Origin of the sequence: Nonomuraea sp. NPDC052129 (genome assembly GCF_040680095.1) — a bacterium.
Lineage (GTDB): Bacteria > Actinomycetota > Actinomycetes > Streptosporangiales > Streptosporangiaceae > Nonomuraea.
In genome coordinates this window covers 434,460-457,534 of sequence record NZ_JBFAVX010000002.1, presented here as the reverse complement: position 1 = coordinate 457,534, position 23,075 = coordinate 434,460, and the positions used below count along the sequence as shown (strand labels likewise).

18 protein-coding genes are annotated in these 23,075 nt (G+C 69.8%); 15 read left to right on the top strand and 3 right to left on the bottom strand.

Annotated features, from left to right (window positions below):
* Positions 1–51: 51 nt before the first annotated feature.
* The 3 genes from AB0L53_RS06840 (at position 52) to AB0L53_RS06830 (ending at position 3,124) form a co-directional block, all read left to right on the top strand.
* Positions 52–1,521 (top strand): alkaline phosphatase PhoX, encoded by a 1,470-nt coding sequence (locus AB0L53_RS06840; RefSeq protein WP_363991421.1) that lies wholly within the window; start codon positions 52–54, stop codon positions 1,519–1,521.
* A gap of 117 nt (positions 1,522–1,638) precedes the next feature.
* A complete protein-coding gene (locus AB0L53_RS06835) occupies positions 1,639–2,766 on the top strand; it encodes an inorganic phosphate transporter (RefSeq protein ID WP_363991418.1) in 1,128 nt (375 codons plus the stop codon).
* 127 nt (positions 2,767–2,893) lie between these two features.
* Positions 2,894–3,124 carry a hypothetical protein gene (locus tag AB0L53_RS06830; protein WP_363991415.1) on the top strand — a complete coding sequence of 77 codons (231 nt, stop codon included), beginning with the start codon at positions 2,894–2,896 and terminating at the stop codon, positions 3,122–3,124.
* A 68-nt stretch (positions 3,125–3,192) separates the two neighbouring features.
* On the opposite strand, the gene AB0L53_RS06825 is transcribed toward AB0L53_RS06830, so the two are convergent.
* Complete coding sequence (locus AB0L53_RS06825) at positions 3,193–3,711, bottom strand: DUF1761 domain-containing protein (protein WP_363991412.1); 519 nt, start codon at positions 3,709–3,711, stop codon at positions 3,193–3,195.
* A 155-nt stretch (positions 3,712–3,866) separates the two neighbouring features.
* On the opposite strand from AB0L53_RS06825, the gene AB0L53_RS06820 reads away from it, so the two are divergent.
* The 5 genes from AB0L53_RS06820 to AB0L53_RS06800 all read left to right on the top strand — a co-directional run bounded on the left by AB0L53_RS06820 (position 3,867) and on the right by AB0L53_RS06800 (position 13,357).
* Positions 3,867–4,724, top strand: coding sequence for an SseB family protein (locus AB0L53_RS06820; protein ID WP_363991410.1), 858 nt, complete (start codon positions 3,867–3,869; stop codon positions 4,722–4,724).
* Between the two features lie 28 nt (positions 4,725–4,752).
* Positions 4,753–5,145: a hypothetical protein gene (locus AB0L53_RS06815; RefSeq protein WP_363991407.1), complete on the top strand. Its 393-nt coding sequence runs from the start codon at positions 4,753–4,755 to the stop codon at positions 5,143–5,145.
* Positions 5,146–5,277: 132 nt separating this feature from the next.
* Complete coding sequence (locus tag AB0L53_RS06810; protein ID WP_363991404.1) at positions 5,278–5,661, top strand: YbaB/EbfC family nucleoid-associated protein; 384 nt, start codon at positions 5,278–5,280, stop codon at positions 5,659–5,661.
* Positions 5,648–6,001, top strand: a complete 354-nt coding sequence (locus AB0L53_RS06805) for a hypothetical protein (protein ID WP_363991401.1) — start codon at positions 5,648–5,650, stop codon at positions 5,999–6,001. The genes AB0L53_RS06810 and AB0L53_RS06805 overlap by 14 nt, the downstream gene beginning before the upstream one ends.
* A gap of 99 nt (positions 6,002–6,100) precedes the next feature.
* On the top strand, positions 6,101–13,357 hold the full coding sequence (locus tag AB0L53_RS06800; RefSeq protein WP_363991398.1) for a nucleotidyl transferase AbiEii/AbiGii toxin family protein: 7,257 nt from the start codon (positions 6,101–6,103) through the stop codon (positions 13,355–13,357).
* A 43-nt stretch (positions 13,358–13,400) separates the two neighbouring features.
* Here the strand turns inward: AB0L53_RS06800 and AB0L53_RS06795 are convergent, their stop codons facing one another.
* Positions 13,401–14,198, bottom strand: a complete 798-nt coding sequence (locus AB0L53_RS06795) for a hypothetical protein (RefSeq protein ID WP_363991395.1) — start codon at positions 14,196–14,198, stop codon at positions 13,401–13,403.
* Positions 14,199–14,338: 140 nt separating this feature from the next.
* Between AB0L53_RS06795 and AB0L53_RS06790 the strand changes: the two genes are divergently transcribed.
* The 6 genes from AB0L53_RS06790 (at position 14,339) to ugpC (ending at position 21,452) form a co-directional block, all read left to right on the top strand.
* A complete protein-coding gene (locus tag AB0L53_RS06790) occupies positions 14,339–15,826 on the top strand; it encodes a mannitol dehydrogenase family protein (protein WP_363991392.1) in 1,488 nt (495 codons plus the stop codon).
* Between the two features lie 252 nt (positions 15,827–16,078).
* Positions 16,079–17,428, top strand: a complete 1,350-nt coding sequence (locus AB0L53_RS06785; protein WP_363991389.1) for an extracellular solute-binding protein — start codon at positions 16,079–16,081, stop codon at positions 17,426–17,428.
* On the top strand, positions 17,429–18,364 hold the full coding sequence (locus tag AB0L53_RS06780) for a sugar ABC transporter permease (protein ID WP_363991386.1): 936 nt from the start codon (positions 17,429–17,431) through the stop codon (positions 18,362–18,364). It begins immediately after the preceding gene.
* Positions 18,361–19,305, top strand: a complete 945-nt coding sequence (locus tag AB0L53_RS06775; protein ID WP_363991383.1) for a carbohydrate ABC transporter permease — start codon at positions 18,361–18,363, stop codon at positions 19,303–19,305. Before AB0L53_RS06780 ends, AB0L53_RS06775 begins: the two co-directional genes overlap by 4 nt.
* Positions 19,306–19,313: 8 nt before the next feature.
* A complete protein-coding gene (locus tag AB0L53_RS06770; protein WP_363991380.1) occupies positions 19,314–20,327 on the top strand; it encodes an NAD(P)-dependent alcohol dehydrogenase in 1,014 nt (337 codons plus the stop codon).
* Positions 20,328–20,342: 15 nt separating this feature from the next.
* Positions 20,343–21,452 (top strand): sn-glycerol-3-phosphate ABC transporter ATP-binding protein UgpC, encoded by a 1,110-nt coding sequence (gene ugpC / locus AB0L53_RS06765; RefSeq protein WP_363991377.1) that lies wholly within the window; start codon positions 20,343–20,345, stop codon positions 21,450–21,452.
* Between the two features lie 48 nt (positions 21,453–21,500).
* Here the strand turns inward: ugpC and panD are convergent, their stop codons facing one another.
* Complete coding sequence (panD, locus tag AB0L53_RS06760) at positions 21,501–21,917, bottom strand: aspartate 1-decarboxylase (protein WP_363991374.1); 417 nt, start codon at positions 21,915–21,917, stop codon at positions 21,501–21,503.
* 130 nt (positions 21,918–22,047) lie between these two features.
* Between panD and AB0L53_RS06755 the strand changes: the two genes are divergently transcribed.
* A complete protein-coding gene (locus AB0L53_RS06755) occupies positions 22,048–23,058 on the top strand; it encodes an ABC transporter substrate-binding protein (RefSeq protein WP_363991371.1) in 1,011 nt (336 codons plus the stop codon).
* Positions 23,059–23,075: the final 17 nt, after the last annotated feature.

Sequence of the window (23,075 nt, the reverse complement as noted above, 5' to 3'; positions counted from 1 at the left end):
CGACGCAATTGGGTCGGCTCCTGCAGACGTCAACGTTGGAGGCGATGTCCCATGTCCGCACCTGTCTCTCGCCGTTCCTTCCTCGGCCGCAGCGCCGCCGGTGGCCTCGGCATAGTGTTCGCCGGCAGCATCGAGGCGATCGCCGGGCCCGCCGCGTTCGCGGCCACGCGGCCCCCGCTCGGCTACGGCCCGCTGGTCGCCGATCCGGCCGGGGTGCTGGCCCTGCCCGCCGGGTTCTCGTACCGGATCGTCGCGGAGGCGGGGGTGACGCTGCTGGAGAGCGGCGAGCCGACGCCGAGCGACGCGGACGGGACGGCGAGCTTCACCCGCGGCAAGGGCGCCGGGCTCGAAAGCGACGGAGCGGACAGCGAAGGAGCGGACGCAGAGCTCGGGCGTGGCAAGGGCGGCGCCACGCTGGTCAACAACCACGAGATCGGCGGCAGCGAGCCGTACCGGGTGCCCGCGTTGCCCGGCCTCACCTACGATCCGGGCGCGGGCGGTGGCACCACCAACATCGACGTGGACGCGCACGGCGTACGGATCCGCGAATACGTCAGCCTGGCCGGCACGCACAACAACTGCGCGGGCGGCAAGACTCCCTGGAACACCTGGCTGACCTGCGAGGAGACCGAGCAGCGGGCCGGGGGCGCCTTCCAGAAGGACCACGGGTACGTCTTCGAGGTCGACCCGTTCGACCGGAAGGCCAACCAGGACCCGGTGCCGCTGAAGTTCCTCGGCCGTTACTCGCACGAGGCCGTCGCTGTCGACCCCAAGACGTCGGCGATCTACCTGACCGAGGACGCTTCCGGACCGAACGGGCTCTACTACCGCTGGACGCCGCCGAAGGGGTTCCACGGCGGCAAGGGCGCGCTGCGGGAGCTGGCCCTCTCCGACGGCGGCGCGACCGCGGGCAAACTGGAGGCGTTGAGCTGCTATCGCGACGGCACGCACGTCGCCGACCTGTCGGAGGCCACCTCCCCCGGCACCCGCTACCAGGTCCGATGGGTGGAGGTGCCCGAACGCGACGCGCTCGTCCAGTCCGTACGCACCCAGCTCCCCAACGACCAGGTCACCCGCAGCCGCAAGCTGGAGGGCGCCTGGTGGGCGGACGGCGGCGCCTACTTCGTCGCGAGCTACGCGCGCCACACCGACGGCAGCGTCAACGAGCACGACGGCCAGGTGTGGTTCTATGACCCGCGCCACCAGACGGTCACGCTGAAGACCATCTTCGGCGTCAACCCCGACCCCACCCAGGACACGAACTATGACGGGCCGGACAACATCACCGTCTCGCCGTACGGAGGAGTGATCCTCGCCGAGGACGGAGAGGGCATCCAGCACCTGGTGGGCGTCACCGCGCAGGGCAAGGCGTACCCGATGGCGCGCAACGAACTCAACGACAGCGAGTTCACCGGCCCCAACTTCAGCGCCGACGGCCGGATCCTGTTCGCCAACATCCAGAGCCCCGGCCACGTCCTGGCGATCACCGGCCCGTGGCGCCGTCCTTCCAACGCCGACTGACCAGCTCGGTGTGGCGCGGAGACCGGACTTCGTTATCCGGTCTCCGCTGGGAATTCACGGCCGGTTCACCACGTGCGCCTAACGTCCGGGTTACGGCGAGACGATGGGGACAACGACATGGAGCACGGGACGTTCCTGGTCGTCGTGGTGATCATCACGGCGCTGGCCTTCGACTTCACCAACGGTTTCCACGACACGGCCAACGCGATGGCCACCTCCATCGCGACCGGCGCGCTACGCCCCAAGGTGGCGGTGGCGATCTCGGGCGTACTGAACGTCCTGGGCGCCTTCCTGTCGGTGGAAGTGGCCAAGACGATCTCTGGCGGGATCGTGGACGACAAGCTGGTGACGCCGCCGATGGTGTTCGCCGGGCTGATCGGCGCGATCCTGTGGAACCTGCTCACCTGGCTGTTCGGGCTGCCGTCCAGCTCCTCGCACGCGCTGTTCGGGGGCCTGATCGGCGCGGTCTGGGTCGGCGCCGGGATGCGCGGCGTCCACTTCGACACGGTGCTGCAGAAGATCCTCATCCCGGCGCTGGCCTCGCCGCTGATCGCCGGGTTCGTGGCCATGACCGCCACCTACCTGGCGTACACGATCACCGCCCGCGCCCGGCACGAGTCGGTGACCAGCACCTTCCGCTTCGGTCAGATCGTCTCCGCGTCGCTGGTGTCGCTGGCTCATGGCACCAACGACGCGCAGAAGACCATGGGCGTCATCACGCTGACGCTGATCTCGACCGGCGCGCTCGCCTCCGGCTCCGGCCCACCCGTCTGGGTGATCGCCGCCGCCGGGCTGACCATCGGCCTGGGCACTTACCTGGGTGGCTGGCGCATCATCCGTACCATGGGCAAGGGCCTCACCGAGATCGAGTCGCCGCAGGGCTTCGCCGCCGAGGCGAGCGCGACCACGGTCATCCTGGCCTCCTCCCACCTGGGCTTCGCGCTGTCCACCACGCAGGTGGTCTCCGGCGCCATCCTCGGCACCGGGCTGGGCCGGCGCCTGGCCCAGGTGCGCTGGGGCCTGGCCGGCCGGATGGCGCTGGCCTGGCTGCTCACCCTGCCCGCGGCGGCCGCGGTGGGCGGGGTGGCCGCCGCCGTGGCCACCACCGGCACGCTCGGCGTCACCATCGCCGCCGTGGTCGCGATCGCCGTCTCAGCCGGCCTGTACGCGGCCAGCCGCCGCGAGCCCGTACACGCGGGCAACGTCAACGAACTGCCCACCCAGCCAGAGCGAGTCGCCGCCTGAAACCAACTCCCCGCCCAACCACAGCGGGTGCCGCCTGAAACGAACTGCCCGCCCAATCACAGCGGGTCGCACACCTGAAACGACCCGCCCGCCCAACCACGGCGGGTCGCCGCCTGAGGGGATCGTGATGGACATCAAATGGGCCGCTCTCGGCCAGGTCTTCGTCGTCAGCCTCGCCGTCAGCGTCGTCGTCGTGGTCGTCTTCTCGCTCGGTGTGCTGGCGATATCGGCCCGCCAGGTAGCCGAGGAGCGGCAGGCCACGGGCACCGGCCCGCTGGCCGCCGCCGTCCTGTGCTTCGCCGCCTGCGCGGCGGTGGTCGGCTACGGCATCTACCTGATCGTCCCGCAGTTCCACTGACCTCCACCTCCGTACGGCGACCGCGCGGCGCCTTCCCTGCACCCGAGGACCCGTATGCCCGAGGACCCCTACGCCCGAGGGCGGGACCAGCGGACGAGGATGGACACCGCGATCAGCGTCGTCATCAGCGCGTCGCCGACGTGCAGGACGTAAAGCCCCACCGGATACTGCTCGTGGATGACGGAGCCCGCGATCGCCAGCGCCTGGAACCCACCCCACACCAGGAGGCCGAGCCGCAGCGCACCCGTCCAGGTCACGATCCGGAGCCGGCTCATGAGCGTGGCCAGCACAAGCATCTCGATGACGTTCCTGCCGAACTGAGCGGCTACCTCCCACGCCTGAGGAGAGGTGGACGCGATCCCACCGCTCAACCTCATCCACACGCCGCCGAACACCGCGTAGTAGACGGCGCTGGCGAACAGCGTCGCCAGTGCCGCGCCGACGACCGCCCAGTAGCTGGTCCTGATGGTCGTCGTCTCTCGCCGACCCGCCTGCTGGATCATCTGCTGCTCCGCCCGCTGACCCATCTGCTCGCCCGCCTGCTGGATCGTCTGCTGGTCCATCTGCTGGTTCATCTGCTGGTTCATCGCGATCTCCTGGTCCGCTCGACTTGCCTTTGGTGGGGACGTCGACGCCGATCGGCCGGTCTCGACATCGCCGGCGAACGGGATGCGAACTGATCGCTCGGACCGGGCGAGCGTACGGCGACGGGTGGCGAACGCGCGCTTATAGGCTGTGCCGTGTGTGGCAGGCCAGTGCTTTCGAAGAACAACTCGCGGCAGCACAGGCGCAAGGAGACCTTGCCCTCTGCCTTGGTCTGCTGCGGGCGGCGGATTTCGCGATGCCGATCAGCGAGGCAGCCGCCGCCGGCGACGAGCCCATGGCCTGGGCCACTCAGGCCGACGACGAGCGTACGTGGCTGATCGTCTACACCTCGGCGGGGGCCCTCAGGGCGGCCACCGGCGTCGAGAACCACCGGGTCGTGTCGATGGTGGAACTCGCCGCGGGCTGGCCGGACCTCCGGTGGGGGCTGGCGGTCAATGCCGGGCTGGAGCTCGCGTTCTTCCTGGAGCCGGGTACGGTGGCCAGGCTCGCCGTACCCACACTGGCCCAGGACCACGCGGTCGAACCAGGTGTCCCGATCGTGCAGAAGTTGCTGGGGCCCGCGGAGATCCAGGCATTGCTCGACAACGGCGAGCCGCAGGTGTCCGGATACTGCCACCACGCCCTCGATGTCGCCCACATCGCGACACCGTCCGTGCTCGCTGAAGCGCTGTCGCGGGAGGACGCGCTCACCGACCAGGGTGCCCTGAACATCCTGCGCTGGCCCGCAATCGGCGTCGATCTCTACCCGACGCCCTACGGCGGGGAGGACGAGGAGGGGATGCGGGCCGTCGCCGGCTGGGTGATCGAGGAGCCGCCCTTCGTCGGCATGGGACTGGTGCCGAGCGTAGATCAGACGATCAGGGAGTACAAGGTGACGGGAGTCCCGCTGCCGTACGGGGCGGAGATCGTGGAGTTGGGGATCGACGGGGTCACGCGTGGCCGCGCCGTCTTCGACGGGGACCTCGGACAGTGGCTCCTGCGGGCGGCGCAATGACCCGGTCCCTCTACCGCTGGGCGGCGCGATGACGCGGTCCTTCTACCGCGCCCGCTGGGGCGGGGTCGACTACGAGGCCGCTCCGGAGCTGCGCGCCGACGGGGTGTGGCTGCGTCTACGCGACACCGCCGCGCAGGCCGGGTTCGAGGAGATCGCTTCCGGCGTCTGGGTCAGAGCGGTGCCCGCCGCGGAGTGCGAACGGGTGGACCTCGTCACGACGGTCTGCGCGTGGAAGGGCGCGTCTTTCCTGGTCATCGCGGAGAAGGACGGCGAAGTCCTGCTGGAGTACTCCGGCGCGTCGGTGCCCGTGGCGATCGAGCTCGGGCTGGAGCGGGTCGAGCGGGGCGTGTACCGCCGCTGGATCGCCGGTGACGAGGTGACCGCGCTCCGCGAGCACACCGTTGACCTCGGGAAACTCTAGTTTTTTGCGAATTCACTATGAACAACGGTGAATAACGCCTATATGATCCGTTACTCCTAGAGCGGGTGTTACCTCTCTGTAATAAGGAGATAACGGCACGTGCAATCGACTGGAGAAGCGGGCGCGTCTGGCATGCAGGCTTACGCCGATGAACTACGCCAGGCGTTTATTCGGTTACAGGACGACGGGCTTCGCCTTTTCGCGGAGGCGAAAGCCGTACAAGTGACGGAGAAATCCCAGGACGGCCTGGTCGCGGTAACGGTCGACGCGCGCGGTGAACTGGTCCGGCTGGATCTTGACCCCCGGATTTACCGCCGCCCCGATGCCCGTACTTTGGCCGATGTCATCACCGACACCACCCACCACGCGGCGGAGAAGATGCGGCAGCGCGTCGTGGAGATCTTCGAGCCGGTTATCCCCGCCGAGCAGATGCGGGCGCACCTCGACGGCGACGTGGAGACCGTGCTCGCGCAGCTCGCCGACCAGATGGCGGGGAGGGAGAATGCCGGCGCCTAGCCCCCGGACCCTGTACCTGGGCCCGTCCATCGAGAGCGGCATCGCCCAATGGAACACCATGGCCCTCGACCTGGAGCAGGCGTGGCCGGAGGTGTCCGCGGAGCTGAAGGCGCTCAACGCGGCCGCTCCCTGGGGGAACGGCGCGGAAGGCCGGATGTTCGCGCAGGCCTACCTCAAGGACGACGGCCCCAGCAGGCTGGTCGAATCCGGGACCGCGCTGGTCGGCGAGATCGTGGACGTCGGGCCGCTGCTACGCGAGACCATCGCCAATTCCCGTTCCACGGACACCGCGATCGCGGAGGATCTCGCCTCCGGGGGTCGAATCAGAAGGGAAGTGTGACGGTCCAGCGTGGCGGGTCGCGGTGACGTCAATTCACAGACGCCGGATGGGCTGCCATCGGACAGGTTCGGGGGGATCTCGGCCAGCGATGTGCGTCCGGTGTGGGAGACGGAGAAGCTGCCGGACTGGGTGGTCTACTGGCTGATTCCGATGCTCATGTCGGGGCAGGCGTGGCCCGAGGCCAGCGAAAGCGGTCTGTGGCGGCTGCGGGAAGCGCACCGGCGGGCCGTGGACACCTATGTGGCCACGTTCGAGCCGACCGGCACGGCGGTTCAGACCATCGCCGCGGGATGGGAGTCTCCCGCCAAACCCGTCACGTTCACCCGCGTGGAGCGGATGTACGACGAGCAGACCGGCGCGCTGGCCAAGATGGCCGCCCACCATCAGTACGCCCAGCAGGCGGACGCCTTCGCGCTGGAGACCCAGTACTCGAAGATCTCGATCAACGTGGCCTTCTGGGTGGCCGTCATCGCGATCGCCGTCGCGTTGCTCGTCTCGTTCTTCTCGGCCGGTGCGACGGCGCCACTGGTGGGTCCCGCCGCGGCGAGCCTGCGGCTGGCCATCAGGAACATCCTCACCCGTCTGGGGATCGCGGCGGCCCGCCCGGCCGGGGTCACTGCGGCGGGCAGGCTGACCACGCTGGCGGGCGGCACACTGGGCCGCCGGTTCATGTCGGCCGCGCTGACGCACGAACTGATCGAGGAGATCGGTGAAGAGGTCTTCATCGACGCCTTCACCCAGTACAAGCAGATCCAGATGGGCACCCGGCTGAGCTGGGACTGGGACAAGACCATGGCCGCGGCGGTGGGCGCCGGGGTGGGCGCCGTCGCCGGCACCAAGCTCGGCGCTCCGGTGTCCCGGCTCACCAGCGCCGTCCCGGGGATCAGCCACCTGAACCGGACGGCGGGCGACCTGCCCGGATGGGGCAACGCCTTCCGGCGATTCCCCGGCCGGGCGTTGAACACCGGCCTGAACAACGTGGTGGCCTCGCCCGCGGGCAGTTTCGTGGCCAACGGGCTGGTGTACGGGCAGTGGCAGCCGCCGACCGCCGACTCCCTGGTCGGTGGGTTCATGGGCGGCGCGGGCCGGACGAACACGATCAGCCCGTTCAATCCCAGCGTGGCCGGGGCGGTGCTGCACCCGATGAGCGCCCTGAACTCCGCCATCGACACCGCGGCAGCCAGCGATCTGGCGCGGGCCACCGACCTGGCGCAGGCCAACACGGACCCCCGGCCCAACACGGGCCCTGACACAGGTGCCCGGCCCAGCACGGACGCCCGGTCCGACACGGATGCGCGGCTCGGCACGGATGGGCGGCTCGCTGGTGGTCCGCAGGCTCCGCCGAACGGGACGGGGTCCTACGGCGGGCCGGTCTCCCCCACGGTCCCCCCGCAAGGTACGCCGGGCGGTCCGGGACGGGCGACGGCCGAGCCACCGGTGAACGGCTCCCGGCCGGTGACCTCCCCGAGCGCTCCCGACATGCCCCAGACCAGGCACCCCGCACCCCCGCCTGGGGATCCGCGACCGGCTGGGGATCCGATGCCGGGTGGGGCACAGTCCGGCTCCAGCGCATCGGCCCCCGAGCCGACCCGACCCGCCGAGCCCGCGCCAGCCGAGACGGCACGACCCACCGACCCCGCGACTCTGGCCGACTCGACAACAGGGCCCGATTCGGCGGCACAGGCCGACTCGGCGACGCGGCCCGACCTGGCGGCACGGCCGGATCCGCAGGCCGCCGACCCGAGCCGATCGAGCCCGCAGGCGGCGAGCGGCCAGGAACCCTCGGCCAGCGGTCAAGGAGTCGCGGACGCGCCCGGCCATCCCTCCAGCGAGACGACGACAACGGCGCTCGCCACCGAGGGAGATCACCGGCCCGCGAGCATCGACGACCTCATCAACCGAAACTCCGCACCCCGTACAGCCGTGGACCACGCGACCCGGACCCCGACCCTCAATATGGACCCACCCCCCAGGTCCGGCCAGACCCTCGCCAACGTCCACAACCCACGGAACGTTCCGCTGGCCGCCCAGTGGGAGCCCCTGCGCGGATCGGCCACCCCTGAGCCGATCACCGTCCCCCACACCGAGGGCGCGGCCCGGGTGGAGGCCCGCAGGCTGCTCGTCCCGTGGCGGGGCGGGTTGCACCCCGTCACGGAGTTCACCGTCCGGGTCCAGTATCGCGCCGACCCCCGGCTCACCCCCGAGGAGATCGCCGACGCGCACGCCCGCCTGCTCGAAGGGATCGACCTCTACTACAACCACCAGCACCAACTGGCCGACGGATCGCTCCTCCACGTACGGATGGAGTTCGTGGCCGCGCCCGACGAGGCCCCGGACGGCACGGTCGTCCTGCTGCACCCCGGGACCGGCACCCGCGCCGCCGACTTCGCCGACCGCCGGAGCTGGCACGGCGAGGGTGAGGTGATCAGCACCCCGCTGGACCAGCTACGGTCCTACCGCGACCGGCCCCCGATCCACTATCTGAGCTGGTACGCGGGGATGGAGCCGGTCGTGTTCGCGCACGAGACGCTGCATCTGCTCGGCATGCTCGACGAATACGTCTACCAGCCCGCCGAGGACCGGCGCGACCTGGCCGCGCGCGACGTGCACGCCGACTCCAACCTGCTGGGTCAGGCCCAGCTGTTCTGGTCGGCCGGCCGGCCCGTGCTCGACCGGGACGGCCGTACGGTGGCCGAAACGGCGGGGCTCCGCGACCGGCATCTGGAGCATCTCTTCGCGCTCCTGCCGGAGAGCGACCAGCGGCCCAAGGTGCCGCTCACCCGGCCCGCCCCCGCAGCCCGGGCCGAGGAGTGGTCGCGGCCGGAGTTCGAGCCCGCCGGCCGTCTGCCGGGGAACGTCCTGAGGCTGGTCGAGGAGTTCCCGTCCGACGGGCGCCCGCTCGTGGAGCACCTCCGGCTGCTCGAACGCATGGACGGCCTGTTCGCCGACGGGCGCCCGCTGACGAACGAGCACCTGGCGTACACGGACGCTCTGGTCCGGATGACGCAGGACATCTACGGCACCGGGCCGGAGTACTCCTTCGCCATCGCCGAGCTCGCCGCCGTGAAGCACCTGGCCGAGCTGCTGCTCGACGACTCCGTGCCGCGGATCGACCTGCTGCGGACGGCGGTCAACGCGTTGCTGGGCCGGGACGCGACCACTGCGGTGACCACCCAGCAGATCCACCTGCTGGTGCGCCTCGCGGCGACGGTGTCACCCCACCCCGGAGAGCCGGGAGCGGACACGCTGCGCCGGGCCATCCAGAGCTTCCGGCGCTCGATGCCGGGCGTCATCCAGCTCCGCCGCGCGGGAATCAGCCTGCCCACGACGCCGCCACAGACGGACCCCACCGCAAAAGCGCAGGCGGATCCCACCTCAAAACCGCAGGCGGCCCCCAGCACGGATCGCAGCGCGGATTCCAGCACGGATTCCGCCCCCAATCCCACCGACGGGCTCCGCTCCAGCCTCAGCCCCACGGGTGACCGGAACGCCGACAGCGATCCCCGTCAGTTCCTGAGGTTCTGGCGCGACCTGATGAACCAGGTACGCGCCGAAGCCCACCGGCGCGGCACGGCGCCCCTCGACGAGCTGCAGCAGTTCGCACTTCAGCGCGCCATCGGCCGTATCTTCGCCGCCAACCCCGACGACTGGATGCTCAAGGGCGGCCAGGCGATGCTCTCCAGGAACCCGGGCGGCCGGGCGAGCACCGACATCGACCTCGTCAGGATGTCGGGGAATCCGGATCCGGACGCGATGGCCGACGAGTACGAGGCCGCGCTCGCCCGCGATCACGGTGACCAGCTGCGGTTCGTCCGGGAGTCCAAGACCTACATCCTGCACGGCAAGGCGGTCAGGATGGCGCACACGGTCTACTGCGGCGACATGGAGATCATGCGACTCAGCGTGGACCTCGCCCCGCCGCGTACCCGTGCGGTGTGGAAGGAACCGGAGATCATCCCCTTCCCCCGGCAGATCCTCGCGACGGGGCACCCCGACGAGAGCCCGCGCCTGCGGGTGATCTCGTACCACGACACGCTGGCGCACAAGGTGTCGGGCATCTACACCCACGGCATCAGGACGCTGGAGACGCGCTGCCACGACTGCATCGCCCGTGGCAAGGGGCTGTTCAGCTGCAAGGCGGGCGACTTGCCGTACCGGTGTCAGGACCTGGTCGACATCCTGATGATCATTCTGAACTCGTCGTGGGACGGCCCGGCCACGCACGCGATGCTGCACGCGGAGTTCGCCTGGCGGCTGGAGCAGGGCGAGAACCTGAAGGTGCCGTCGGCCTTCGAGATTCCCAGCCCGGACTGGTTCCGGAAGTTCGACCAGTACGCCAGGACGACCCCCGGCCTGCCGTACGCCGGGCTCACCGAGGCCATTCCGGTCGCGCAGGCGTTCCTCGATCCGCTGCTGCGGGAGGAGGCGCCGCCGCCGAGCCGCTGGGATCCCAACCTCCGCCGCTGGGTGGAGACGGACGACGTCACGGCCCCGGACGCCTCCGGTGACACGGTCGCGCCGGACGGCACCGCGGACATAAGGCATCTGCAGGTGCCCAGCACCGCACCGGCGTCGGCGGTGCACGCCGACCAGGACATGATCGCGATGTGGGATCGGCTGTCCGCGGGCGACCTCGACGCGGAACTCTCCCAGCTCAAGCAGCGCACGGACCTCTCCCCCGCCGAGAAGGTCGACTTCATCCGCAGCCGGATGATGTACGACAGCGGGTACGTCGAGCTGACCCGCGTCCCCGGCCCGGACAACCAGCACTTCAAACACCTGCGCTTCTACGCCCACCAGCGTGGCGAGCTGTACAGCCACGCGGCGGCCCTGATGGCCGATCCGGACACGACGGTCGAGATCGCCTACGAGCCGGACCGCGGCTTCAAGACCTTCCAGTGGGACGCCCATCAGTCCCACCTGGCCTACCTCGGCACCCTGCCGAGCGGCATCACCCTGGACGAGGCCAACGCCGCCGTGCTGCACCAGCTGATCAAGGGGCGCGCCGTCAACGACCCGGCGGCGCTGGTCGACGCCCTCATCGAGCTGCACGCCAAGCCGCTCCGGGACGCCTTAGCCCTGCGGCAGAGGCTGATCGACGACTACGGCATAGAACCGCACCGGGTCCGGCTCGCGTTCGCCAACACGAGCCAGAAGAGCCACTACAGCGAGTCGCAGTGGATGCGGGCCCAGCTCTTCGCCCTGCGGGCGATCCAGGCCGGCCCGGTTCAGGCGCGGCAGCGCATGGTGGACGCGATGCTCGGGCCGGACGAGGCGACGGCCGCACGGCGCACGGCACGGGCCCAGGCGGTGATCGACCGACTCCACCAGGCGAACGGCCAGGCCGACAGGCAGGCGAACGGCCAGGTCGGCGAATACGCCCTGCTCTGGGTCCGTGACACCCGAGGCCAGCCGGTGGGCGGCCGGCATGGCCCGCACCTGGACACCCGGCCCGAGGTCCTGCGCCAGACGATCGAGGCGCTCCACGCGCGCCATCCCGGTCGGCACGTCGTCCTTCTCGGCGACGACATCTTCGCCGGCCGTCCCGAGCTGGAGGAGGCCTGGCGCCAGGAAGGGGTGCTGGACGGGGTCGACACCCGGACGCTGGTGGAGTTCTGGGCGGCCGAGCGCAACGGCGGGCAGGCGCTGAGCTACGCCGAGCAGGGCCTGTTCTTCCATCGCCTGACGACCCAGAGCGACGTGGTGCAGATCGGGATGGAGAGCGGGGCGCTGGAGATCCCGGCCATGCTCGGCGTGCCCACCGTCTACTTCGAGGCCAGGGAGCACGACGGGAACAAGGGCAACCGCTGGCAGCTCTACTGGCAGGACTGGGCGTACGGCGACTCCGAGCCGGTCCTCGACGAGCAGGGCAATCCGCGCTTCGATCCGAGCGGGCGGCCGATCACGAGGTTCGTCACGACGGAGACCGGCCGGGCCCCGCTTCCGGCGATGCGGCGGCTGCTGTTCGGCCCCGACCTGCCCGACCCGGCCAACCGCCGGGGCCAGCCCGTCGCCGTCTACTACCCGGCCCGCGTCGCCGTCACGGTGGACCGGATCAACCGGCTCATCCGCGGCGGTGAGCTGGATCAGTGGCCGGACCGGCTGGGCCGCAGCGCCACGCTCGACGGCGACCACTGGACGTACTGGAGCGAGGAGGACTGGAGGCGAAGCGCGTACTACGCCGAGCAGCTGCGCCGATGGGTGCGCGTGGACGCCAGGACGCCCGAGGGGGCCGGGCGTAAGTGGCATGGCATCCGGCTCGCCCTGCTGGGTGTGCTGGAGCCGCAGTTCACCGTCGATCAGGAGTACGAGGGCGTGTCCCTGGCGCATCCGTACGCCGTGCTGCACCTTGAGCGCTCGCGTATCGACGTGGACGCCATCCGGATCTCCCGGGCGTACGGCCTGGATCCCGGCGAGCGCGCCACCGCCGTCGCGAACGCGATCAAGTCCCTGCTCGACTCGCCGGGCTTCGCCCGCCAGGCCCTCGACGACCTGCGGCTCTTCCAGCTCGACCGGTCGGAGGTCCGTGACCTGGGCGAGGCGGTCGGCCGTGTGACAGCGGCGCCGGTGCGACCGTACGCCGACCGGCTCGACGTCCCCTTCGGCGAGGGGCAGCCGACGCCCCGCCAGGTGCTCGACCGGTTCGACGCCACCAGGGCGGGGCTGTCGGCGGTGAGCGCGCGGGAGGCCGCCGCCTACATCGCGCGACACGCCGCCGCGCGGCCGTGGCTGGCCGCCGCGGCCGGTCTGGACCCCGCCGTCCAGCGCGTGCTCGTCGCCATCGACCAAGGTCAGGGCCATCATCTCGCCCGGCACGGGGCGTTCGCCGCCGACGGCCGGCTCCACGGCCGTGTCGCCCGCCTCGAAGATCCGGCGCAGCTCGACGAGGAGCTGCGGGGACGCGCCACGGACGCGTTCCGGCCGGGCGACCTGGAGCACCGCTGCCCGGACACGGCGACGGCCATCCACGATCCGGTCGCCTTCGCCGTGGCCTTCGCCCGCGCCCTTGAGCACCCGGTCATGCGCGGTGCTCTCGCAACCCCGTTCGACCCCGATCAGCGGCCCGGCAGGGTGTCCTTGCCGATCGACGAGCTGCTCGGCCCCGACGGCCATCTGTACTGCACGGGGTTCCGGATCGTGCCGGTCGACGGCAGTCCGGAGGCCGCCGTCGCGAACCGGTTGATCTGGGTCAGGGCGCTGCGCGCCGGGGAGCGGCCGGGCGTGCTGGAGCCGCAGGCCAGGCCCATGGAGAGCTTCGACGGCGGCACCGTCGAGTTCTTCTTCCAGGTCAACCGGCAGCGGGACGGGTACGAGATCTCCACGATGTTCGCGGATCCGCCGCCGCCGGAGAGGTGAGTGAGCGCCAAGAGCGGCCGGTCCGCCAGGAGATGAATGAGCGTCAGGAGCGGCCGATGATTTCGGCGGCTATGTCCCAGCTCAGCGCCTCATCCCCGCCCTCTGGGATCAGCCGTGCCACCGCGGGCTGCAGGTCCGCCACCCGGTCCGGGTGCGCCAGGGCGGCGTAGCCACGCTGGTTACGGGCGGGCAGCTCGGCCGGGTCGAGGTCGGGCAGGAAGTACGCCACGAACTCCCGGCCGTCCTCCGGGAACCCCTGCCGCCCGGCCAGCGGCGCCAGATCCGCGTGGATCCGGCGCAGGTCGACGAGGTCCTTCTGCACGGCGTCCATGAGGACGCGGCGCAGCTCGCCGTGCTCGGCCCAGCCGGCGGCGAGATCCACGATCGTCCGGGCGGGGGTCGTCACCGGAATCCCCTCGACCACGCTCACCTCATCCGGCTTCAGGGCCGCGACATGCATCTTCGTCGCCCGGGGACCCTCGAACTCCTCCGGCACGGTGAACGTCACCAATGGGCTCGGCTCGGCGCCCAGCCCGTGCAGGCCGCAGGCCGACTCGTGCGACAGGACGGCGTCCTCATGCAGGGACTGCGACCGCTCCCAGCGGAAACTCTCCGGCATGATCGCCAGCCAGGCGGCCATCGGATAGGCGTATCGCGGCCCTGCGGACGACCATGCGAGCTGGTAGACCGCCCAATCCAGCTCGACCAGCAACGCGGACTCGGCGAAATGGAGCAGCGCCGGCTTGTCGATCTCCAGCCGGCCGGCCTGCGCCTCCGTGATCAGCCCGCTCTGGCGCGCGGCGACGGCCGAAAGCGTGGCGAACTGCTCTTCCCACATCATTCCTCCACCAAAGATCCGCGTGACAAGGACAACCTAGCCGCCCTGGCCTCCGCGACTGGCGCTCACGGGCATATACGCAGGTCAGGAGTTTGAAGCGGGTGGAGCTGGCCATGCTGAGCGTAGGGCCGAAGGGGGGACTCATGGCGGTGACGACGCTGACGCAGGAGACGGTGACGAGCCTGTCGGAGCAGGTGGCGGCCCCCTCCTACGACCGGTCGCGGCTCACGCCCGGCATCGTGCACTTCGGGGTCGGCGGATTCCACCGCGCGCATCAGGCGATGTACCTCGACCGGCTGATGAACGAGGGCAAGGCGTTCGACTGGGCGATCTGCGGGGTCGGGGTCCTGCCCGGCGACGCCCGGATGCGCGAGGCGTTGACCGCGCAGGACGGCCTCTACACGCTCGTGCTGAAGCACCCCGACGGAACGCGCGAAGCCCGCGTCATCGGGTCGATCATCGAGTATCTCTTCGCCCCCGACGATCCGGAGGCGGTCATCGAGAAGCTGGCCGACCCGGCCGTACGCGTCGTGTCCCTCACCGTCACCGAAGGCGGCTACAACATCCACCCCGTCACCGGTGAGTTCGACCCGGAGTCCCCGGCGATCCGCGCGGACCTGGCACCCGGCGCGCGCCCGGCCACGGTGTTCGGCCTGGTCACCGAGGGGCTGCGGCGGCGGCGCGAGCGGGGTGTGACGCCGTTCACGGTCATGTCGTGCGACAACATCCAGGGAAACGGCGACGTGGCTCGCCGTACCTTCACGGCCTTCGCCCGGCTCGCCGATCCCGAGCTCTCCACCTGGATGGAGCGCGCGGTCGCCTTCCCCAACTCCATGGTCGACCGCATCACCCCGGCCACCACCGACGAGGATCGCGAGGACGTGGCCCGGCGGTTCGGAGTCCGGGACGAGTGGCCGGTCATCTGCGAGCCGTTCACGCAGTGGGTGCTGGAGGAGCGCTTTCCCGGTGGCCGGCCGCCGTTCGAGGAGGTGGGGGTACAGGTGGTCGAGGATGTCGAGCCATACGAGCTGATGAAGCTGCGCCTGCTCAACGCCGGGCATCAGGCGCTGGCCTACTTCGGTTTCCTCAGCGGCCACCACTACGTCCACGAAGCCGCGGCGGACCCGGCGATCGCGACGTTCCTGCTCGACTACATGGACATCGAGGCCACTCCCACGCTGCGGCCGGTGCCGGGCGTCGATCTGGACGTCTACAAGCGGACCTTGATCGAGCGTTTCTCCAACCCTGAAGTACGGGACACGCTCGCGCGCCTGTGCGCCGAGTCGTCGGATCGGATCCCGAAGTGGCTGCTTCCCGTCGTACGCGAGCAACTGGCCATGGGCGGTCCGGTGACCCGCGCGGCCGCCGTGGTAGCCAGCTGGGCGCGTTATGCCGAGGGCGTCGACGAATCGGGGGCGCCCATCGCGATCGTCGACCGGCTGAAGGACCAGTTGACGGCCATCGCGCGGACGCAGCGCCAGGACCCTACGGCGTTCATCGCGAATCGGGAGCTCTTCGGTGATCTCGTCGATGACGAGCGGTTCGTCCGGCCGTATCTGCGCGCGCTGGAGTCGCTGCGCGCCAAAGGCGCCCGCGCCACGGTTCGGGAGCTCGCGGAGCACCGCACCTGACAATTTTACTTAACTCACGAAAGCCAAAATATCCCCTTATTTCTACGAAAATCTCACATATGAGTTTTCAAACAATGTCGATAAGGGATAAACCTAGTCTCATCGCCCTTTTCTTATGCGGTATCGGGGGGTGAAGAGGCGGTGAACTATCCACCTCAACCGAGCAGGCGCGACATTCTCCGTGGAGCCATGGCCGCCGGCGCAGCGGTGACTCTCGGCGGCGGGCTGAGCGCTTGTGGATCTCGCGGGGACGTGGCGCGAGCCAGCACGACCGACCAGTGGCGCCAGTTCCAGGGCGCCACCCTGAACTTCATCTCGGAGAACACCGCTCCTACCGCCGCCATCGCCGCCAACACCAAGCCGTTCACCGACCTGACCGGCATCAACATCAGCATCGTCACGCTGGAGCTGACCGCCCTGGTCCAGCGGGTCGCCCTGGACCTGGCCTCGGGCCGGGCCCAATACCAGGTGATCTACGCCGACCCCTACCAGGTGCTCGCTCCGTACCAGCGAGGGCTGGTGGACCTGCGGACGCTGGAGGCGAACCCGAATCTGCCCCATCTGCCCGGCGGCATCGGCGACTTCATTCCCGTCCAGATGGACGCCGCCGGCCGGTTCGTCGAGCCCGCGCCGTACTACGCCCTGCCCTATGACGCGCCGACGATGATCTGGCAGTACCGGCAGGACCTGTTCGCCAAGTACCACGACCGCATGGCCCACGACCTCGGGTTCGACCCCACGCCGAGCGGAGACCGGACCTGGGAGGAGTACTTCCGGATCGCCCAGTGGTTCAACAAGAACGCCACCTCGGACGTCAAGTACGGCACCGGGCACCAGGCCAGGCAGCACGACTCCCTCATGAACGACTTCAGCAACGTGCTGTGGTCCTACGGCGGCACCTACTTCGACCACGGCAGGGAAGTGGGCCGTCTGGGCTCACGGGATCCGGGACCGTGCCGGCTCGACTCTGAGGCCGCCATCGCGGGCGCGGAGTTCTACAACCGGCTGCTGTCCATCGCCGACCCGGCCTCGAAGACGTGGGACTGGGACGGCGTCGGCGCCGCCTTCCGCGCGGGCCGGCTGGCGATGTGCCCGAACTGGCATGAGTTCGCGGCCAGCAACGAGCTGGTGCTGCCCGGCAAGGTCGGCTACTCGGTGCTGCCCAAGGGCCCGGTCGCCACGGCCAACATGTACGGCGGCACGGGGATCGGGATCAGCGCGAACACGATGCCCAACGAGCGCGGCGCCGCCTGGCTGTTCCTCGTGTGGGCCACCTCCCCCGAGACCCAGCTCGCCAACCTCAAGAGCAAGGCCGGTGGCGGCACCCCGACCCGGACCTCCGTCTACGAGATGCCGGAAGTGCGCGCGGCCGAGAAGCGGCCGTCGCCGATGCCCAACATGCTCGCGGCCGCCGCGGTACGGCAGGCCTGGACGCCCGACCGGATCGGCCTGCGACCCAAGATCCCCATGTGGAACGAGTGCAACACCGCGATCTTCACCCAGCTGTCCACGATGCTCAGCGGGGCGGAGTCACCGGCGAACGCGATGCGTTCGATCAAATCCCGGGTGGACCGGATCGTGGCGCGAGGGTGGGTGGCCTAGATGGCGCACGCGGCGGAGACCTCAGCGTCGGTACGTGGCTCGGCCCAGCCGAAGAGCGCCGGCCGCAAGGAGCCGCGGGTCGGCTTCGAAGGCTGGATGATGGCCCCCGGCCTGCTGCTGCTGGCCGCGCTGTCGATCGTGCCCTTCATCGCCCTGATCGCGATGAGCTTCTCCCGCGTCCGGCTGCTGGGCGGGGTGAAGCTCGACCTGGTGGGCCTCAACAACTGGGCGCGCTTCTTCACCGACGCGGACATGTGGCTGTCCTGGCTGCGGACGATCATCTTCTTCGTGCTCACCGTGGGGCTGGAGATGGTCCTGGGGATCGGCATCGCCCTGTGCCTGTTCCGCGTGCTGCGCGGCCGTAACATCCTGCTCGGTCTGCTGTTGCTGCCGATGTTCGCCGCGCCGTCGATCGTCGGCCTGCTGGGGCGCTACCTCACCGACTCCACCTTCGGGCTGTACGCGTGGGTGCTGCGCGGGCTCGGGTACACCGGTGACATCCTCGGCGCCCCGGTCAGCGCCTTCGCCGCCGTCGTGCTCATGGACGTGTGGGAGTGGACCCCGCTGATCGCCCTGATCACCCTGGCCGGGCTGTCCAGCGTGCCGCAGTCGGTGCGGGAGGCCGCCGCCGTCGACGGCGCCCGGGGCTGGATGACGCTGCGCTACATCCTCTTCCCGGCGATCTCCAATGTGCTGCTCGTCGCGCTGCTGATCCGCTCCATGGACGCCATCCGCTTCTTCGACATCATCTGGGTCACCACCAACGGCGGCCCCGCCGACGCGACCAAGATCGTGCCGGTCCGGCTGTACGAGACCGCGTTCCGCTTCTTCGACCTGGGCTACGCCGCCGCCATCGGCCTGGCGATGCTGGCCTTCTCGATCTTCATCGCGCGTACCTTCGTCCGGCTGCTGGACGTGAGGGGGTTGACCCGATGAGCACCTCGATGACACCGCCGGCGGCGCCCATGCCTCCGGAGACCCTTCCCGGCGAGGCCACCCGGCCACCGGTCACCGCCGCCCCGCGCGGCGAGGCCCAGTCGCCGCTGGAGGAGAGCAGCCGGCGTACGCGGTGGCTGGTGACGCTGCTCATCGTGCTGGCGCTGCTCTGGACGCTGGTCCCCCTGATCTGGATGCTGATGTCGTCGTTCAAGAACGCCGAGGCCGTGACGGCGGCCACGCCGCAGTTCTTCTTCTCGCCGACCTTGGACAACTACCGCAACCTGTTCACCGGCGCCAACAACCTCGGGCCGTACATCGTGCACAGCGTGCTGGCCGCCGGGATCTCCGCGCTGCTCGCGGTCGGCCTGGGCGCGCTGGCCGGGTACGGCCTGGCGCGCACCCACATGCGCGGGAAGAAACACCTGGCCTTCTGGATCATCTCCACGCGTATGGCGCCCATCGCGGCGGTCGTGGTGCCGCTGTTCCTCATCTTCCGCGGGCTCGGCCTGATCGACTCGATTCCCGGGCTGATCCTGGCCTACCTGACCTTCAACCTGCCCTTCGCCATCTGGCTGATGAGCGCGTTCTTCGCCGAGGTGCCCTCGTCGCTGGAGGAGTCGGCGCTGGTCGCGGGCTGCTCCCGCTGGCAGGCATTCTGGATGGTCATCCTGCCGCTGACCAAGTCGGGGCTGGTCACCACGTTCATCCTGTGCCTGGTCTTCGCCTGGAACGACTACGCCTTCGCCGTGGTCTTCTCCGGGCCGAACTCCCAGACGCTGCCCATCGCCGCCTCCCAGCTGGTCACGCAGACGGGCATCGACTGGGGGCAGCTCACCGCGATCGGCACGATCGTGGTCGTGCCGATGATGCTCGCCGGGCTCGCCGTGCGCCGCTGGCTGGTCACCGGACTCACCCTCGGCGCCATTACCGGGGAGTAGGAGAGGCTATGCGCGCGGCCGTACTGCATGGCATCGGCAAGATCCTGCTGGAGGAGCGTCCCCGGCCCGAGCCCGGTCCCCGGGAGGTGCTGGTACGGGTCGCGTCGGTCGGTACATGCGGCTCGGACGTGCACTACTACGAACACGGCCGCATCGGCGACTTCGTCGTGGAGTCGCCGCTGGTGCTGGGCCACGAGGCGTCCGGCACCGTGGTCGTCAGCGGGCCGGGCGTCGGCCGTGAGCTTGTGGGGCAGCGGGTCTCGGTGGAGCCGGGTACGCCCGACTTCACCTGCCGGCAATGCCGGGCCGGGCGCTACAACCTCTGCCCGCGGATGCGGTTCTTCGGCACCCCGCCGATCGACGGCGCCTTCTGTGAGTACGTCGTCGTGCGCGAGGAGTTCGCCTACCCCGTCCCCGGCAGCCTGTCCGATGACGCCGCCGCCCTGATCGAGCCGCTGTCGGTGGGCGTGTGGGCCTGCCGCAAGGCCCGGGTCGAACCGGGCGCCCGTGTGCTGGTCACCGGCGCCGGCCCGGTCGGGCTGCTGTGCATGCAGACGGCCCTGGCCTTCGGCGCCACCGACGTCCTGGTCACCGACGTGAACCCCGTACGGCTCAGGGTGGCCCGCGACCTGGGCGCGAGCGAGACCCTCGACGTGCGCGAGAACCCGCTGTCCGACGCCGGGTTCGAGCCCGACGTGCTGCTCGAATGCTCGGGTCAGCCGAGCGCGATAGGGCAGGCCATTCGCGCCGTCGAACGGGCCGGGCGGGTCGTCCTCGTCGGCATGGGCGGGGACGAGATCCCGCTGCCGCTGGCCCACGTACAGACCCGCGAGCTGGAAGTGACAGGCACGTTCCGCTACGCCGGCACCTGGCCGGCGGCCATCGCCCTGGCCGCCGCGGGCCGGGTCCAGCTGGACGCGCTGGTGACCGGCCATTACGGACTGGCCGAGGTCGAGCAGGCGCTCACGGCCGGTGCCCGTGACCCCGAGCTGGTCAAAGCCGTCGTCCGGCCGCAGGAGTGAGTTTTAGGGGAGATCATGTCCAGAGTTCTTTACGATGAGGCGACCAGGGTCTATCCCGGAACCGAGCGGCCCGCGGTCGACGCGCTCGACCTCGACATCCATGACGGTGAGTTCCTGGTCCTCGTCGGTCCGTCGGGGTGCGGGAAGTCCACCTCACTGCGCATGCTCGCCGGGCTGGAACGGGTCGACGGGGGGCGCATCTCCATCGGTGACCGTGACGTCACCCACCTGGCGCCGCGTGACCGGGACATCGCGATGGTGTTCCAGAACTACGCGCTCTATCCGCACATGTCGGTGGCCGACAACATGGGCTTCGCGCTGCGGGTGATGAAGGCGCCCAAGGAGGAGATCGACCGCCGGGTCAAGGAGGCCGCGGGCCTGCTGGACCTGACCGAGTTCCTCGACCGCAAGCCCAAGGCGCTCTCCGGCGGGCAGCGGCAACGCGTGGCCATGGGCCGGGCGATCGTCCGCGAGCCGAAGGTGTTCCTCATGGACGAGCCTCTGTCCAACCTGGACGCCAAGCTCCGTGTGCAGACCCGTACCCAGATCGCCGCCCTGCAGCGCAGGCTCGGCGTGACGACCGTCTACGTCACCCACGACCAGGTCGAGGCCATGACGATGGGCGACCGGGTCGCCGTACTCAAGGACGGCGTGCTCCAGCAGGTCGACACGCCGTTGCGGCTCTACCAGCACCCGGCCAACGTCTTCGTGGCCGGCTTCATCGGCTCGCCGTCGATGAACCTCGCCGAGTACCCGGTCGAGGGCGACGAGGCGATCCTGGACGACACGCGGGTACGGCTGAGCCGCGAGACGATCCAGGCGCTCAAGGAGGAGGGCGGCGACCGCGTCATCCTGGGCTTCCGGCCGGAGGGCGTCGAGGTGGTGGGCGAGGGCACGCCGGGCAGCTTCCCGGTCACCGTCACCGTCGTGGAGGAACTCGGCTCGGACGCCTTCCTCTACGGCCAGTACGCCGACACGACCGACCCGGTCCGCCTCGGACAGACCGTCATCGCCCGCGTCGACCCCAACATGCCCCCGGCCAAGGGCGAACGGGTCCGGCTGCGCATCCTGCCGGGCAAGGAACGCCTCTTCTCGGCGGCCACCGGCCGGCGACTGCCCGCCTGACGGTGACCCGCTCAGCGAGGGCCGGCCGATCAAGATCCATTCACTTGCTCAACCAACCGTTGAGCCCGGCTTCTGGTCGAGGGAGCCCGGCACCGGGGCGGACGGGTCGGATCCGAGATCAACGATCCGATTGCGCCCGTCAACGTGGACGACGGACGGGACGTACGACTTGACCTCGCTCTCGTCCACCTGCCGGTAGCTCATGATGATGACGAGGTCATCCGGGGACACGAGGTGGGCGGCCGCGCCGTTGATGCCGATCACCCCCGAGCCCGCCGGCCCTTCGATGACGTAGGTCGTCAGCCGGGAGCCGTTGGTGATGTCGACGACGTGGACCTGCTCGCCCTCGACGAGGTCGGCCGCGTCCATGAGGACTCTGTCGATCGTGATCGAGCCGACGTAGTGCAGGTCGGCCTGGGTCACGGTGGCCCTGTGGATCTTTCCGCCGAGCAGGGTGCGCTGCATGTCCATGCCCTCCGAAGAGTCGGTAAAAGTTAGGTAATGCTATCCTAAGTACACCCATCGACTCCCGCCTGTGCAACCCCCCGGCCAGCGGTCACCGAGACGCCGGAGAGCACAGAGACAAGGAACTCAGATGACTCCTCCCGGCACCATCCGTCCCTGGCGAGCCGCGGCGATCGCCGTGGCGTGCGTCCTCATGGTGGGTTCGCTGATCTCGTGTTCGAGCTCCGCGCAGGCCCCGAAGCCCACGGCGGCGGCCGATCCGGCCTTCCCCGTGTCCATCGACCACAAGTTCGGGTCCACCACGATCAAGTCGCGGCCCACCCGGGTGGTCACCGTCGGGTGGAACGACCAGGACTACGCCCTCGCCCTCGGCGTCGTGCCGGTGAGCACGCGGGAGTGGTTCGAGGAATACCTCGGCTATCCGTGGGTCAAGACGGCGCTGGGCGGCAAGCCGTTGCCCACGTTCTCGGCGGAGATCAACTTTGAGGCCATCATCAAGCAGCGGCCCGACCTGATCATCGCGATCTACGAGACGATCAACAAGCAGACGTACGACAAGCTCTCGCAGATCGCCCCCACGGTGATTCAGTCCAGCGCGTACCCGGACGAGCAGACGCCGTGGGACGTCCAGACGCTCACCACGGGTAAGGCACTGGGCAAGTCCGCGCAGGCGCAGGCGCTCGTCGACAAGGTCAACGGCAAGATCGCCGCGGCGAAGCAGGCGCATCCCGAGTTCGCCGGGAAGGTTCTGGTGGTGGACTACGGTCCCGAGAACGGGCAGCACTACCTGATCCCGGGCCGCGACCCGCGCCGCGCGCTGTTCGACGCGCTCGGCTTCGCCGCCCAGAGCCAGAGCGGCGACATCAGCGAGGAGCGGCTGGACCTGCTCGACAAGGACGTGCTGTTCGTCAACGGCTCGACCAAGGCGAAGATGACCTCCTCGCCGGTCTTCTCCCGGCTGAACGTGGTCAAGACCGACCGGACCATTTATACGGACTTCTCCACTCCGCTCGGGGGCGCGTTGTCGTACAGCGGGCCGGACGCGCTGCTCTACGCGCTCGACGTGCTCGTGCCCCAGCTGGCGAACGCGGCCGACATGAAGCCGTCGACCGCGATCACCGACCTGTCCAACGTCACCTGACCGGTCCTCACCCGGCT

Excerpts from the sequence above, each read along its gene's own strand:
- AB0L53_RS06815 (WP_363991407.1), top strand. The coding sequence starts at position 4,753 with ATGACGCGGTCCTTCTACCGCGCCCGCTGGGGCGGGGTCGACTACGAG.
- AB0L53_RS06780 (WP_363991386.1), top strand. The coding sequence starts at position 17,429 with ATGGCGCACGCGGCGGAGACCTCAGCGTCGGTACGTGGCTCGGCCCAG.
- AB0L53_RS06795 (WP_363991395.1), bottom strand. The coding sequence starts at position 14,198 with ATGATGTGGGAAGAGCAGTTCGCCACGCTTTCGGCCGTCGCCGCGCGC.
- AB0L53_RS06770 (WP_363991380.1), top strand. The coding sequence starts at position 19,314 with ATGCGCGCGGCCGTACTGCATGGCATCGGCAAGATCCTGCTGGAGGAG.
- AB0L53_RS06775 (WP_363991383.1), top strand. The coding sequence starts at position 18,361 with ATGAGCACCTCGATGACACCGCCGGCGGCGCCCATGCCTCCGGAGACC.
- AB0L53_RS06840 (WP_363991421.1), top strand. The coding sequence starts at position 52 with ATGTCCGCACCTGTCTCTCGCCGTTCCTTCCTCGGCCGCAGCGCCGCC.
- AB0L53_RS06805 (WP_363991401.1), top strand. The coding sequence starts at position 5,648 with ATGCCGGCGCCTAGCCCCCGGACCCTGTACCTGGGCCCGTCCATCGAG.
- ugpC (WP_363991377.1), top strand. The coding sequence starts at position 20,343 with ATGTCCAGAGTTCTTTACGATGAGGCGACCAGGGTCTATCCCGGAACC.
- AB0L53_RS06790 (WP_363991392.1), top strand. The coding sequence starts at position 14,339 with ATGGCGGTGACGACGCTGACGCAGGAGACGGTGACGAGCCTGTCGGAG.
- AB0L53_RS06825 (WP_363991412.1), bottom strand. The coding sequence starts at position 3,711 with ATGAACCAGCAGATGAACCAGCAGATGGACCAGCAGACGATCCAGCAG.
- AB0L53_RS06810 (WP_363991404.1), top strand. The coding sequence starts at position 5,278 with ATGCAGGCTTACGCCGATGAACTACGCCAGGCGTTTATTCGGTTACAG.
- AB0L53_RS06835 (WP_363991418.1), top strand. The coding sequence starts at position 1,639 with ATGGAGCACGGGACGTTCCTGGTCGTCGTGGTGATCATCACGGCGCTG.
- panD (WP_363991374.1), bottom strand. The coding sequence starts at position 21,917 with ATGCAGCGCACCCTGCTCGGCGGAAAGATCCACAGGGCCACCGTGACC.
- AB0L53_RS06755 (WP_363991371.1), top strand. The coding sequence starts at position 22,048 with ATGACTCCTCCCGGCACCATCCGTCCCTGGCGAGCCGCGGCGATCGCC.
- AB0L53_RS06830 (WP_363991415.1), top strand. The coding sequence starts at position 2,894 with ATGGACATCAAATGGGCCGCTCTCGGCCAGGTCTTCGTCGTCAGCCTC.